13 protein-coding genes and 1 pseudogene are annotated in these 13,631 nt (G+C 68.6%); 10 read left to right on the forward strand and 4 right to left on the reverse strand.

The window, feature by feature from the left end; all coding sequences use genetic code 11:
* Nucleotides 1–58: 58 nt before the first annotated feature.
* Both NK1_RS10930 and NK1_RS10935 read left to right on the forward strand, forming a co-directional pair.
* Nucleotides 59–232 carry a hypothetical protein gene (locus NK1_RS10930; RefSeq protein ID WP_157104205.1) on the forward strand — a complete coding sequence of 58 codons (174 nt, stop codon included), beginning with the start codon at nt 59–61 and terminating at the stop codon, nt 230–232.
* Nucleotides 229–933, forward strand: a complete 705-nt coding sequence (locus tag NK1_RS10935; RefSeq protein WP_063008406.1) for an MBL fold metallo-hydrolase — start codon at nt 229–231, stop codon at nt 931–933. Before NK1_RS10930 ends, NK1_RS10935 begins: the two co-directional genes overlap by 4 nt.
* A gap of 15 nt (nt 934–948) precedes the next feature.
* On the opposite strand, the gene NK1_RS10940 is transcribed toward NK1_RS10935, so the two are convergent.
* Complete coding sequence (locus NK1_RS10940; RefSeq protein ID WP_063008407.1) at nt 949–1,911, reverse strand: acyl-ACP desaturase; 963 nt, start codon at nt 1,909–1,911, stop codon at nt 949–951.
* A gap of 288 nt (nt 1,912–2,199) precedes the next feature.
* Between NK1_RS10940 and NK1_RS35640 the strand changes: the two are divergent.
* The 3 genes and pseudogenes from NK1_RS35640 to NK1_RS10950 all read left to right on the forward strand — a co-directional run.
* Nucleotides 2,200–3,918 (forward strand): annotated as a pseudogene (locus tag NK1_RS35640) (MFS transporter); the annotation flags it as partial.
* A 144-nt stretch (nt 3,919–4,062) separates the two neighbouring features.
* A complete protein-coding gene (locus tag NK1_RS35645) occupies nt 4,063–4,896 on the forward strand; it encodes an MSCRAMM family protein (RefSeq protein WP_245660446.1) in 834 nt (277 codons plus the stop codon).
* A 381-nt stretch (nt 4,897–5,277) separates the two neighbouring features.
* On the forward strand, nt 5,278–5,613 hold the full coding sequence (locus tag NK1_RS10950) for a hypothetical protein (protein ID WP_063008408.1): 336 nt from the start codon (nt 5,278–5,280) through the stop codon (nt 5,611–5,613).
* Nucleotides 5,614–5,693: 80 nt separating this feature from the next.
* On the opposite strand, the gene NK1_RS10955 is transcribed toward NK1_RS10950, so the two are convergent.
* Both NK1_RS10955 and NK1_RS10960 read right to left on the reverse strand, forming a co-directional pair.
* Nucleotides 5,694–6,164: a hypothetical protein gene (locus NK1_RS10955; RefSeq protein ID WP_245660437.1), complete on the reverse strand. Its 471-nt coding sequence runs from the start codon at nt 6,162–6,164 to the stop codon at nt 5,694–5,696.
* An 88-nt stretch (nt 6,165–6,252) separates the two neighbouring features.
* A complete protein-coding gene (locus tag NK1_RS10960; RefSeq protein ID WP_063008409.1) occupies nt 6,253–6,948 on the reverse strand; it encodes a MerR family transcriptional regulator in 696 nt (231 codons plus the stop codon).
* Between the two features lie 114 nt (nt 6,949–7,062).
* Between NK1_RS10960 and NK1_RS10965 the strand changes: the two genes are divergently transcribed.
* The 3 genes from NK1_RS10965 (at nt 7,063) to NK1_RS10975 (ending at nt 11,093) form a co-directional block, all read left to right on the forward strand.
* The gene (locus tag NK1_RS10965) at nt 7,063–8,271 is read left to right on the forward strand and encodes an erythromycin esterase family protein (protein WP_063008410.1); all 1,209 of its coding nucleotides are present in this window, start codon (nt 7,063–7,065) and stop codon (nt 8,269–8,271) included.
* A gap of 139 nt (nt 8,272–8,410) precedes the next feature.
* Nucleotides 8,411–9,568 (forward strand): PucR family transcriptional regulator, encoded by a 1,158-nt coding sequence (locus NK1_RS10970; protein ID WP_063008411.1) that lies wholly within the window; start codon nt 8,411–8,413, stop codon nt 9,566–9,568.
* A gap of 88 nt (nt 9,569–9,656) precedes the next feature.
* Nucleotides 9,657–11,093: a lipase family protein gene (locus NK1_RS10975; protein WP_157104206.1), complete on the forward strand. Its 1,437-nt coding sequence runs from the start codon at nt 9,657–9,659 to the stop codon at nt 11,091–11,093.
* Nucleotides 11,094–11,140: 47 nt separating this feature from the next.
* On the opposite strand, the gene NK1_RS10980 is transcribed toward NK1_RS10975, so the two are convergent.
* On the reverse strand, nt 11,141–11,533 hold the full coding sequence (locus NK1_RS10980; RefSeq protein ID WP_063008412.1) for a hypothetical protein: 393 nt from the start codon (nt 11,531–11,533) through the stop codon (nt 11,141–11,143).
* A 239-nt stretch (nt 11,534–11,772) separates the two neighbouring features.
* On the opposite strand from NK1_RS10980, the gene NK1_RS10985 reads away from it, so the two are divergent.
* Nucleotides 11,773–12,441 (forward strand): response regulator transcription factor, encoded by a 669-nt coding sequence (locus tag NK1_RS10985; RefSeq protein ID WP_063008413.1) that lies wholly within the window; start codon nt 11,773–11,775, stop codon nt 12,439–12,441.
* Nucleotides 12,411–13,628 (forward strand): sensor histidine kinase, encoded by a 1,218-nt coding sequence (locus NK1_RS10990; RefSeq protein WP_063008414.1) that lies wholly within the window; start codon nt 12,411–12,413, stop codon nt 13,626–13,628. Before NK1_RS10985 ends, NK1_RS10990 begins: the two co-directional genes overlap by 31 nt.
* Nucleotides 13,629–13,631 lie beyond the last annotated feature (3 nt).

Below are 13,631 nucleotides of genomic sequence, written 5' to 3' on the forward strand. Positions count from 1 at the left end.
CACGACGGGATCGCCGACGCGCCACCGGCCGGTCCGTCGCGACGGATCGCCGAGCCGAATGCGATGCGAGTTGCGCGAGGCGGCCACCGGCACCACGATCGCCGGTGTGCAGAACCACTTCAACCTCGGCGACCGGCCGCACCGGTCCGTCCTCGGCCGGGCCGCGGCCCGCGACAGCGGAATCGCTCCCGCGTCATGGGATCGGTTCGAGCGTGCGGGGGCCGTCGCATGAGCGCCATCGAGCAGGTCGCCGATTCGGTGTACGTGGTGGCCGGGACGAACGTCAACTGGTCACTGATCACCGGAGACGCCGGCGTGGTCCTCGTCGACGCCGGCTATCCGCGCGATACCGGCGCGGTACTCGATTCCCTGCGCCAGATCGGGCACGAACCGGCCGATCTGGCGGCGATTCTGCTCACCCACGCCCATCTCGACCACATCGGCGCCATCCCGACCCTCGTCGAACGCACCGGTGTGCCGGTCTACACGGGAGCGGACGAGGCCGCGCACGCCCGCCGGGAGTATCTGCAGCAGATCACTCCCGCCGATATGGCCCGCCAACTCCGCACTCCCGGGGGACCGCGGTGGGTGTTCCAGACGCTGCGCGCGCTGGGCGGCCACGTCCGCATGAAGGTGCCTACCGCCACCGCCTACGACGAGAACACCCTGCGGCAGTTGCCCGGCGGTATCGTGGCCGTCCCCACGCCGGGGCACACCACCGGCCACACCGCCTATCTCATGCCCGACGAGGGCATCCTCTTCAGCGGCGACGCACTGGTCACCGGTCATCCATTGCTGCCCGGCACCGGACTTCAAGCACTACCCGAGGTGTTCAACCACGACGAGGCACAGACCCACACCACCGCGGAATCGCTGATCGCACGACGGCCGCGGCTGCTGATTCCGGGCCACGGCAAACCCATGGCCCGCTGATCTCCCCCCGCTCGGTCATACCCCGGCCGGGTCCAGGGCCTCGGCCTTGGCGGCTTCGCGGGCCAGGATGCGCGCCCGCTGCTCCTCGAAGCGCACGACGTCGCGCCCGAGCTTGTCGAGATACTCGGCCAGCTCCTGGCGGGCGCGCTCGCCTCGCTCGGTGAAATCGGTGCGGCCGAAGACATTCCAGTGCCGCAGCACCGGAGTCAGCACCTCGTCGAGATGCTGGCGCAGATCGTAGATGCCGTGCTTGACCATCAGCACACCGTTGCGCCGCCAGTTCGGCATTCCGTTGCCGGGCATCGCGAACGTCTTCGCGATCTTGGTGACCGATTCCATCGCCTGATCCGGCGCCAGATCGAACGCCGCCGCCGCGAGCGACCGGTAGAAGATCATGTGCAGGTTCTCGTCGGCCGCGATCCGCGCGAGCATGGTGTCGGCGATCGGGTCGTTGCACACCCGGCCGGTGGCGCGGTGGCTGATACGGGTGGCCAGCTCCTGGAACGTCACGTAGGCGACCTGGTCGAGCATGCCGTGGAAATGATCCGGCGCGTGCACCCCGCGCGTCATGTGCACCATCCGGTCCTGCTCCAGCGCCACCGGATCGACCCCGCGAGTGACCACCAGATAGTCGCGCATGGCGATGGCATGGCGATTCTCCTCGGCGGTCCACCGCCCGACCCAGGTTCCCCAGGCGCCGTCGCGGGAGAAATGTTCGCTGATGGTCCGGTGATAGGAGGGCAGATTGTCCTCGGTGAGCAGATTGGTGATCATGGCGACCTTCGCCACCTCCGACAGGCGGGACTGTTCGGGATCCCAATCGACGCCACCGAGTGCCGCGAAATTGCGGCCTTCGTCCCAGGGCACGTAATCGTGCGGGTGCCATTCCTTGGCGGTGGCCAGATGCCGGTCCAGTTGATTCGCGACCACCGGCTCAAGTTCGGTGAGCAACTGCAACTGCGTCAAATCCTTTGGCATGCAATTCCTTTCGAAAAGGTGAACCATCGGGTTTACGACACACAAAGGCGATCCGAGAGCAGTGTTGCGCGGCGATACGCTACCCGCTACTCAGCGGTTGCCGGAAGTTCCCGCCGACGTGTCCCCCGTTCGATGGCGCCGGTCGCGTCGCACCGTGAATAGATGTCCGCCGAATCAAACCTGAGGTCCGGACAATTCGGACGTGACATACTCCTCTTCAATTAGTTAGCCATCGCAACTATATTATTTGGAGACCCATTCCGTTTTCCTGTCGATGAGGGAGAGAACTTGGCTTCCGCCCAACCCGCCGAGGAGCTGGATACCTCCGACATCCAGACCATCGGCCGCCGGCTCCGGGTAGATCACGACCACCCGCACTACAAGTGGGTGGCACTGTCGAACACGACCCTCGGCATGTTGATGGTCACGATCAACTCGTCGATCGTGATCATCTCCCTGCCGGCGATCTTCCGCGGGATCCACCTCAACCCGCTCGAACCCGCCAACGTCAGCTACCTGCTGTGGATGCTGATGGGCTTCATGCTCACCTCCGCGGTGCTGGTGGTGATGTTCGGCCGCCTCGGCGACATGTTCGGCCGCGTCCGCATCTACAACCTCGGCTTCGTCATATTCACCGTCTGCGCGATAGCGCTGTCGTTCGATCCGTTCGATCTCGGCGGCGGCGCGATATGGCTGATCGCCTGGCGTGTGGCGCAAGGTATCGGCGGCGCCATGCTGATGGCCAATTCGACGGCCATCCTCACCGACGCCTTCCCCGCCAGGCAGCGCGGTATGGCGCTGGGCATCAACCAGGTCGCGGCGGTCGCCGGTTCGTTCCTGGGTCTGCTGATCGGCGGTCTGCTCGCCGAGTGGGACTGGAAGGCCATCTTCTGGGTCAGCGTGCCGTTCGGCATTCTCGGCACCGTCTGGTCCTACAAGTCGCTGCACGACAACGGCGCACGCCAGCCCGGATCGCTCGACATCCCCGGCACCGTCACCTTCGCCCTCGGCCTCACGGCGCTGCTGGCCGGTATCACCTACGGCATCCAGCCCTACGGCGACTCCAAGACCGGCTGGGGCAACCCCTGGGTGTTGACCGGCGTCATCGGCGGCATCGTGCTGCTCGTGCTGTTCTGCGTCATCGAGGCGAAGTCGAAGCAGCCGATGTTCCACCTGAGCCTGTTCCGCAACCGGACCTTCGCGCTGGGCAGTTTCGCGAGCCTCATGGCCTCCATCAGCCGTGGCGGCCTGCAGTTCATGCTGATCATCTGGCTGCAGGGCATCTGGTTGCCGCTGCACGGCTTCGACTTCGAATCGACGCCGCTGTGGGCCGGTATCTACATGCTGCCGCTGACCATCGGCTTCCTGGTCTCGGGTCCGCTGTCCGGATATCTGAGCGACCGCTTCGGCGGACGGTTGTTCGCCACCGGCGGCCTGTTGCTCGCAGCGATCACCTTCGTCCTGCTGATCGTGATCCCGGTGAACTTCAACTACTGGCTGTTCGCGCTGATCATCCTGCTCAACGGCCTCGGTATGGGCATCTTCACCTCACCGAACACCGCCGAGGTTATGTCCGCGGTGCCGGCCTCGCAGCGCGGTGTCGCCTCCGGTATGCGCGCGACGCTGATGAACGGCGGTATGGCACTGTCGATCGGCATCTTCTTCTCGCTGATGATCGTCGGCCTGTCCGGCACGCTGCCCGGCGCGATGAATTCCGGGCTGAAGGGCCAGGGCGTCCCCGCCGACGTCGCGGGACAGGTCGCGGATATGCCTCCGGTCGGCAGCCTGTTCGCGACCTTCCTCGGCTACAACCCGTTCAAGGAGTTGCTCGGCCCGAGCGGCACGCTGGACAAGCCGGGCGTGCACTCCGATGTGCTGACCGGCCAGGAATTCTTCCCGCACCTGATCTCCGATCCGTTCCATTCGGGTCTGGTGGTGGTGTTCCTCGCCGCCGCGGTGATGATGCTGCTCGGTTCGATCGCCTCCTGGTTCGCCCGCGGCGACTACGTCGAGCACGAGGCGCAGGAACTGGCCGGCGCGGCCGGCGCCGGACTGGTCACCGACGCGGAGGCCGAGGCAGAAACGGGGCGGCCGGCCACCAACGGGCATCTCGTACCCGCCGGTCGCCACGCCCTCGCGGCCACCGCGGTGATGCCCGCCGCGGCACCGCCCGCCCGGTCGGAGCGCTCGATCAGCGGACATGTGCTGCGCACCGACGGCCATCCCCTCGAGGGTGTGGCACTGACGCTGATCGACCAGCAGGGACATCAGGTTTCGCGTGCCACCGGCGACCCGCGGGGCCGGTACGTGATCGATCCGCCGGCTCCTGGCAGCTACGTGCTGATCGTGTCGGCGCGCGGCCAGCAGCCGACCGCGGTCACCGTCGCGGTCGACGGGCGGCCGCAGCGCCTCGACGTCACGTTGCACGGTTCGGGTGAACTGTCCGGCTTCGTCCGCGCGGCGGGCCGGGCGGTTCCCGACGCCACCGTCACCCTCACCGATCTGCGCGGCCAGGTCGTCGGCGCCGCGGTCACCGATGCCGACGGCGGGTACCTGTGCGCGGGTGTCGTCGGCGGCACCTACACGCTGGTCGCGGTGGCCGCGCATCTGCGCCCCACCGCGATGACCCTGACCGTGCCCGACAGCGGCGTACTGCACCACGATGTGGAACTGTTCCCGCTGGCCGTGCTCACCGGCTCGGTCCGGGCCGGCGATCGGGCGGTCCCCGACGCGCTGGTCACGGTTCTCGACGAGACCGGCGCGGTACTCGGCACGGCCCGCACCGACGGCGAGGGCCGCTACAGCGTGACCGACCTGACCGAGGGCACCCACACCGTCGTGGTCCGCGGCTATCCGCCGCGCGAGGCCCGGGTCGAGGTGGCCGGCGGCGCGGTCGAACACGACGTGCGGCTCGGCTACGACCTGTCCGTCGGCGGCGAGGCCACCGAACCGGACACCTCGGAACCGGCATTCGACCGGGACTGACCGAGACCGGCCCGAAAAGACCGATGTCGCAGACTATTTCGCCGGGTAGCCGGAAGCTGGACCAGGCCGGCTGATGTCCGCTTTCCACTCGCGCCACCGTGTGCCGAGCAGAGGGCATACAGCGGCGATGAAAGTGCCCTGAACGCCTGTCCCCGTTCGTCTCCGGCGCCGTGCGCCGGCCGCTCGAAATAGGCCACTACCTGCGAAAATCGGTGTCCCCCTCAGCAAACTCGACCGGACACCCGACTGCCGGTCCCGCGAATGCTGGTTGTCACGGCACGAAAAACACCGTTAAGCTGGAGTTTGCCAGGAAGATGCTGGGAGAGAAGCTCCCTGGCCGACGAGTTCGCCCGCGTGCAGTCGACTCGAGGATGGACCGACATGACCTTCCTTGCCCTCGGATATCTACGCAGAGATGTCTCGCGACGGCACCAGCATTGGGACGAGTCCCAAATACGCTGGCTGGCAGGGCGTTTGGGTTACAACCTATGTAAGACCGTGGCATTGAGCAACCGCACCTGCGATCCGATCCAGCAGCTGATCGACGCGGTGGTGCGACTCGATGCCGAAGCCGTCGTCGTTCCGAGCCTCGACCACTTCGCCGACCGGGTGATCCCCGCCGACCTGCTCGCGATCACCGACGTCGTCACGGTCACGCCCGAGCACACCTATGCGCGCTGGGCCAGCGGTGAACTGCCCGAATTGAAGGGTACGTAACCGTCCCGAAAAAGTCTGTCGCGCAATTCGTCCGGAATATCGATCGAACGACGGCCGAATTGCGCGACAGGGCTTCTGGATCAGCTGCCGGTGATCGCCTCGTAATAGAAGAAGTGGTGGCCCTTCGCATCGCAGGAGAAGCTGCCGTGGAAGCCGACCGCGCACGTCGATCCGGCGTGTGAGACCGCGGGGCCGGCGGTCGGCCCGGACCCGGTGCTCTGGCCGTAGGTCGAGATATCGGGATTACCACCGGGCAGGGTATGCGGAGTCCCGGCATCGAACCCCGGATGCGCAGGCGCCCACGGCACGTCGATGACGACCTCGCGGACCGGGAAGGGAACCGGCACCGAAACGTTGGTGCCGAGCTGGATGGACATCCACGTCGGCGTCGCGAGGTCACATCCCACGCTGCCGTCGTCGGCGATCGAGCAGTTCACAGTCCCGGCGGAGAAGTACACCGGCCCCGGAGTGTCGGCGCCGGCCACGCCGCCGAACGCCAACGGCGCTGCCGCACCGGCCATCGCCAACGTACGCACGATCCATCGTTTCACGCTGCCTCCTTCGATCTGATGATGTCCCTGACATACCCATCGGCCAACCGCCACAACCCATTACGAGTGCGCGCCGCACCCGGACCGGCTATCGGGGCGGGTCCATCCGCGTCAGGTACTCGTCGAGCCGGGCGGCGCCGGCCAGGAGATGGCGACTACGGGTGATCAGACGTTGCTGCCACACCTCGAGAAATACACTCAGCGCCGCCGCGCCGCCCGCCTCGCGCAACGACTCCAGGAACTGCGCGACCTGCGGCAGCAGGTAGCCCCCGCGGCGAAGTTGCCTGGCGATCTCGGCGTCACGCACGCAGTCCGGGCCGTACCGGCGGTAGCCGGTCACCCGGTCGCGGTCGGGGTGCAGAATGCCGTGGGTTTCCCAGGTGCGCAGGGTCGCCGGATGCACCCCGATCCGGCGCGCGAGTTCGCCCACGGTCAGGGGCGGCCCGGGAACCGGTGCGGGCGCGGTGGACAGGCCGCTGAGGGCCGTCGCTACGTCGGTGCGCGTCCCGCGTTCGGTCAGTAGTGCGACGTGCGCGGCATCGATGAGCCGGTAGGCGGATTCGAGGTCGTCGCGATGGACCGCACGCATGATCTCCGCGGCCTGCCGATGCCCGTGCCCGGCGCGAAGGGCGAGGAAGGCGCGCAGCGCCAGCGCGTGCCGCGGGGTATAGCGGCGATAACCGGTCTCGGTGCGCTCGGTCGGCGGCAGGATGCCCGCATCGTCGTAATTGCGGATCGCCTGCGGGGACAATCCGTGTTCGCGGGCGAGATCGACGGGTCGCAGGGTGTACCTCCGTTTGAGACTTCGACCAGTGTTCTACCAGCTCGTTTCCGCAGAAGTTTCACTCGAACCTTCAACGATAGTGTCGAAGGTATTCGCTGCCGGAAAGGGGTATCCATGTCCACTGCCACCAGCCTGCGCGCCATCGGCCGCCCACTCGACGACCCGGTGAGCCTGGGCCGCACACTCGACGAACTGCTCGCCGCGCGTGCCGAACCTCCGGCGCTGCTCGGACTCGGCGAACCGACGCACGGAATCGCGGCATTCCCGTTGCTGCGCAACGACATTCTGGCCCACCTCGTGGAGCGGGGATTCCGGTCGATCGCGCTGGAGATCGATCTGTTCGCCGCAACCCGGGTCGACGACTACATCCACGGCGCCACCGCGGATATCGACGAGGTCCTCGCCACCGGGTTCAGCCACGGCTTCGGCGCGGTCCCGGGCAACCGCGAACTCGTCGAATGGCTGCGCGCCTACAACGCCGGGCGGTCGCCGCGAGATCGCGTGCACTGCTATGGATTCGACGCGCCGGTGGAGATCTCCGCCGCGCCGAGTCCGCGCTACACGCTGTCGGCGGTCAACGAGTATCTGCCGGCGGCGCTGCGGCCGGAGTCGGCACGTGACCTCGACGCCCTGCTCGGCGCCGATGCCGAGTGGACGAACGAGGCGGCCATGTTCGATCCGGCCGCCTCCGTCGGCAATTCCGACCGTGCCCGGGCCCTGCGCGTCGTCGCCGACGACCTCGCCGGCGCGCTGCACCGCGCGGGTCCCGGTCTGCGACCGGCCGATCCGACCGGCTACGACCGGGCGGTCGCCCACGCGCGCACCGCCCAGGGCCTGCTGCGCTACCACGCGGCCATGGCCACTCCGGCCACCGATCGCCTCGGTGTCCTGCTGAGCGTGCGCGCCGAGATGATGGCCGAGAACCTGCTGGCGATCGTCGAGCGGGAGCGGCACCGCGGGCCGAGCCTCGCCTTCGCCCACAACGCCCACCTCCAGCGCGCGCACTCCCCCGGCGAGGACACGCCCGGCTGGGGTGGCGCCGGGGCGCTCGTCGCCCTCGCTCTCGGAGACCGCTATACGGTCGTGACGACCGACGGCGCCCCGGCCTGCGATCCGGCCACCCTGCAGGGCGTGCTGGCAGAGGCGACCACACGCCGAACCCTGTTTCCCGCAAGCGAATTGCGCGACTCACTACCTGCGGCGATCGCCACGGGCGAACCGATGGTCCTCGGCCACATCCCACTGCGCCGGGCCGATCTCGACACCGCCGACGCCCTCGTCTTCATCACCGACACCGACGGGAAGCAAGTCCGGTACTGGTAGCGGCAGCGCTCACCACGGCCGATCGGATCGCCGGAGCCGATTCGCTCGCCCGCTGAACCGCCTACCGCCCCGTCCCGGTACCGATACCATCGAGCGAATGTCGTCGCCGTAAGCGTCGCGCGGGATGGAGGGGCCTGCCATGACACCGCCCACAGGGCCCGGAATCGAGGAGCTGCACCGCAGCGTCGTGGCGATGGTGGACGGGTTCTACGGGGCGGTACCGCCGTATCCGCGTCTGCCGGAATCGCTGGTGGCCGCGGATTTCGCGCACGGGGTGAAACTCAATGTCGACCTGTTCTTCCGCTACCTGCGCACCGGGATCGAACCCGACGAGGACGACACCGCCGATATGGTGCGGCTCGCGGTCGAACGCGTTCGCGACGGCGCGGCGGTCACCGACGTCCTCGACCGCTACCGGCTCGGCGCGAGTGTCGTCTGGGATCGCCTGCTCGACTCGGCGACCGCGAGCGAGCGCGAACTACTGCTGACGGCGGCCGCGCCGCTGATGCGCTACCTCGGGCTGCTCACCCAGCGCATCGTGGCGGCCGCGACCGACCGCGCGCACGATCCCCACTACGAGCTCATGGAACACCGGCGCGCGGTCACCGATGCCCTGCTCACCGGCCGTGACCCGCAGCAATGGCCGGGGCGGCCCACGGTCCGGCTCGCCGAGCGCTACCTGATCACGGTGTTCCGGCTGGGCCCCGACATCGGCGACGCGGCGGCCGATCTGCGACATCGAGTCGAATCGATGCCGGGAGTCCTTGTGCGCATGGACATTTCGGGGTGGGTGGCGCTGATTCCGCTGCCGCCGGGCGACGACGGCCGTGACACGACGGCGCTGCTGCGCACCCGCCTGCCGCGGAGCGCACCGGCGTACTGGGTGGGCACGGCGACCGCGACCCGGCCCGACATCCCCTCGGGATACGCCGAGGCCCGCATCCTCGCCGAACTCGGACGCTGCCTCGAACGTGCCGAAAACCTCTGCCGCAGAGACGATCTGCAGTTCGAATACGCCATTGCGGCCGGCGACGCCGCCCGTCCCGGACTGGCGGCGGTGCTGGCACCGCTCGAGCCCCAGCCCGTCCTGACCCGGACCCTGGAGCTGTTCCTGGCGACCGGCCTGAACCAGCTGGCCACCGCTCGCCGCCTCGACATCCACCGCAACACCGTCAACTACCGCCTGTGCCGCATCCGGGATCTCATCGGGCTGGATCCGCAGAACCCCACCGAGGCGATGACCGTGGCCGCCGCCCTCACCGCACAGCGGCTGCAGGCACATCACTTCGCGCCCTGAAGACATTTGGGCACTTTGCCAAACGGCGCGGCCACCGGCTGTCGGATTGCCGGTACCGCCGGTTCCCGCGGTGCGGTGTGCTGACAGGGTGGACAACGACGTCACCGCGCACAGCATCCGCCCGTCCCGGCGCCGGCACGCACTGGTCGTGGCCGCCCTCGCCGTGGCCACCGTTCTGACGGTCGCCGGGGTCTCGACGGCGGCCCCGCCACCGGACCCGCAACCGTCGATACGGGTGACACCGCCACTGCCCTTTCCGGTTCCGCCCCTGCCACCGGAACTCGACCCGCAGTTCTATCACCCGGATCAGGCGATCGTGGACGGTAAGCAGCCGGGCGAGATCATCGCCGCCCGGCAGGTCCACCTCGCCTACCTCGGTGTCCTGCCCTTCAGCATCGATGCGTGGCAGCTGTCGTTCCGCTCGACCGACACCCGCGGCCGCGCTATTCCCGCGGTCACCACGGTGATGAGACCGCACGCCGACAGCTTGTCCCCTCGGCCCCTGCTGTCGTATCAGTTCGCCGAGGACTCGCTCGGACAGTATTGCCGCCCTTCGTATCTGAGTCAGGTGGGCTCACTCGGCCCGCTCGCCGGCTCCGCCGAAACCAGTAGCCTGTTCGCGGTCCCGATCGCCGCCGCACAGATGGGATGGGCGGTGGTCGTCACCGATACCGAGGGCCCCGACCAGGCCTTCGGCGCGGGTCCGCTGGAAGGCCGAATCACCCTCGACGGCATCCGCGCCGCCGAGAACTTCGCGCCGATGCGCCTGGACGGGCCGCGCACCCGGGTGGGCATGATGGGCTATTCCGGCGGTGCGCTCGCCACCGGCCACGCCGCCGAACTGCATCGCGACTACGCCCCGGAGCTGACCATCGTCGGCGCCGCCGAAGGTGGTATCCCCGCCGACGTCGGCGCGGCGCTGAAAATGGCGAGCACGAACGCGGGCGCGGGCATCGTCTTCGCCGGCGCGGTGGGGGCAAGCCGCGAATATCCGGAATTGGCAGACCTTTTCGACAAGTACCTCACTCCCGCCGGCCGGGCGCTCGTCGCAGCGAAACAGAACCTCTGCCAGGTCCCGACCTCCCTGGTCGTGCCGTTCGTCGATTACGACAGCCTCTTCACCATCCCGCACCCGCTCGACGACCCGCGCGCCGTGGCGGTGATGGACGAGATCAAGATGGGCCTCCACGTCCCCGATATGCCGATGTTCATGCTGCACGCCAACCCCGACTGGCTGCTTCCCGTCGGCCCGGTCAACGATCTGGTCGCGACCTATTGCGCGGACCCCACCGCCCGCATCCGTTATCTGCGCGACCATTTCAGCGAACATCTCACCCTCGACACCTTCGCCGTCCCGCTGATGATCAGATTCCTCGCCGACCGCTTCGACGGCACACCCGCGCCCGCGGGCTGCCACACCGAAGACGCCGGCTCGGTCCTGCTGGCCCCGGAATTGTGGACCACCCTGCTGCCGCAGATCGCCCCGTTCATGCTGAACCTGTTCGGCAAACCCGTTGGGCAGTAACGGATTCGGGCACGAACGGATACGCCGGCCGGGCGTCGGCGCAACGCTCAGGACAGGATCGAGTGGATGTGGCGGTCCCGGAGGGCGTCGTGGGTGTGTTCGGCGAGCCAGGCGGCGAAATCCGTGTGCGCCGCGGGTGTTTGATCGAAGAAGCTGGCGCAGGCGACGGCATCGCCCTGCTCGACGACGACGTCGATCGTCTCGCCGCGCTGGGTGACCGCGAAGGCCGCTGCCGGGGTGCGCAGCAGACGATGCCGGCGTCCCGCGTCCGTGGGCCGGATATCGCTGACCGTCGCCGCGACGATGTCGACGACGTTGTCGTGCCGGCGGCGTAGCCGGCGCGGCACATCGGTGACCACGGTATGCACGGCGAGGATCAGTTCGGCGAGATCGTCGAAATCCACCGTCACCGTGGGCACGTGGCTCGGTTCTGCCGTCACGACAACCACGCCTCCTTCCTCGAACCTGGGGCGCTGCCGTCCCATACCGCTCAGTCTGCCCCGCCGCGGCGAGTGCGCCAATCGGCGTTTCGCACGACGACCGGTCGAGTGTCTGCGAACGTTCGAGCGGCTGGACGTAATGAATTACCCCCGCGGAGTGAATAACAATCATCACCCGTTGCCCGATTCGCGCGCCGAGACCGGCGCCGCCGGGCGCGGTCGGCACAGGAGGGGGCAGGGTGCAGGAGAAGGTCGCGGCCGGGGACCCGTATCGCATCGGCGTCGTCGAGGATCACCAGGTCACCATCGCGGGCCTGCGCCAGATCCTCGCCGACGAGCCCACCGTCACCATCGCGGCCACAGCCGCGTCGGTAACCGAACTACTCACCATCACAACGAATCTGGCACTCGTCGTGCTCGATCTGCGGCTTCCCGACGGGTCCTCCCCCGCCACCAATATCGAGCATCTGCGGGTCGCCGGCATCGAAACCCTGGTGTTCACCTCCGGCGACGAACCGTTCCTGGTGCGCGCGGCCGCCCGGGCCGGCGTTCTCGGCGTGGTGCGAAAGTCGGAACGCGACGAGGTGGTCGCCGCCGCCGTGCGCGATGCCGCGGCCGGTCGCCAGGTGCCGACGACGGAGTGGGCGGTCGCCATCGACTCCGACGAGAATTTCGCCACGGTCACACTCAGCCCCCGCCAGCGCGATGTGCTGGCCCTGTACGCATCGGGAGAACCGGCGGCCCGCGTCGCGCGGCTCACCGGCCTGACCGAAGACACCGTCAACGCCTATCTGGCCCGGATCCGGCAGAAGTACGCGGAGGCGGGGCGGCCGTCGCGCACCAAAACCGAACTGTTCAAACGCGCTCTGGAGGACGGGTGGCTGCCGATACCACGTCGACGCCGGTAGATCCGGACGCCGGTGACGCACGGGCGACGGCCGGCCCGGCCGAGGACCGCATCACCCGGCTGTTCGCCCGCTTCCTGTCCTCGGGGTACGTCGCCTATCTGTTCCTGATGGCCGCGACCATCATCAGCCAGGCCGACGACCTGGACCTCTGGTGGACCGTGCTCGCCGTGGGCATCGTCTACGGTCCGGCGGTGGTCATGGGTCTGTTCTCGTTTCACCCCGACCTTCGGTGGGTTCGCGCGACCGCCGCCGTGACCGCCCTGGGCTTCGTGGTCGCCGCCGCCCTGTGGCCCGTGGCGTGGAACGGCGAACTGCTACGCGCCGATGCGTGGATCTCCACCATTCCCGGCTTGGCCGGATTGTCCGCCGCATTGGTCTGGCCTGCGGGCCGCACCGTCGCCGTACTGCTCGCGGCGGTGATCCCGGTCCAGCTCATCAACCATTTCTGCCGCGCGCCCGGACACAACGGCCGCTTCGTCCCGGACCTCATGTTCGCGATCAGCTTCTGCCTGCTCTTCGTCGCGGCCGGGGTGATGGCGATGCGCACCGGACGGATTCTGGACGCCACCCGGAACGAAGCCCACGAGGCCGCGGCCGCCGCCGCGGCGGCGAGCGCGCGCACCGTCCAACGCGCCCGGTTCAACGCACTGCTGCACGACTGGGTGATGTCGACCCTGCTGGCCGCCGCGCGCGGAACCCAGCGGTCGGAGGTACGCCACCAGGCCGAACTCGCACTGGGCAAGCTGGACGACGTGGGTTCGGAAGGCGCACAAGGTTTTACGGCCGCGACGGCCGCCGCGCACATCCGCACCGCGGTCGCCGACGTCGACGACCGGCTGCCGGTCACGGTGCGCGCGGACCCGGACGGCGGCGACCGCTATTTTCCCGCCGAGCCGATCCAGGTCCTGGGCGCCGCCGTCGCGGAAGCCGTGCGCAACAGCGTCCTTCACGCCGGAGCACACGCCGCGCGCACGGTGAGCCTGCGATTCGACGAGGGGCGGATCGAGGTCGTCGTGACCGACGACGGCCGCGGATTCGATCCGGCGAAGGTCCCCTCCCACCGCCTCGGACTGGCCGTCAGCATCGTGGAACGGGTGCGGCGCCTGCCCGGCGGCGAGGTCGAGGTGCGCAGCCGTCCGGGCGCCGGCACCCGGATTCACCTGTCATGGCGGGCGGTCGAGCGATGAGCG

It is taken from the genome of Nocardia kruczakiae NBRC 101016, assembly GCF_001612965.1.
Taxonomy (GTDB): Bacteria; Actinomycetota; Actinomycetes; order Mycobacteriales; family Mycobacteriaceae; genus Nocardia; species Nocardia kruczakiae.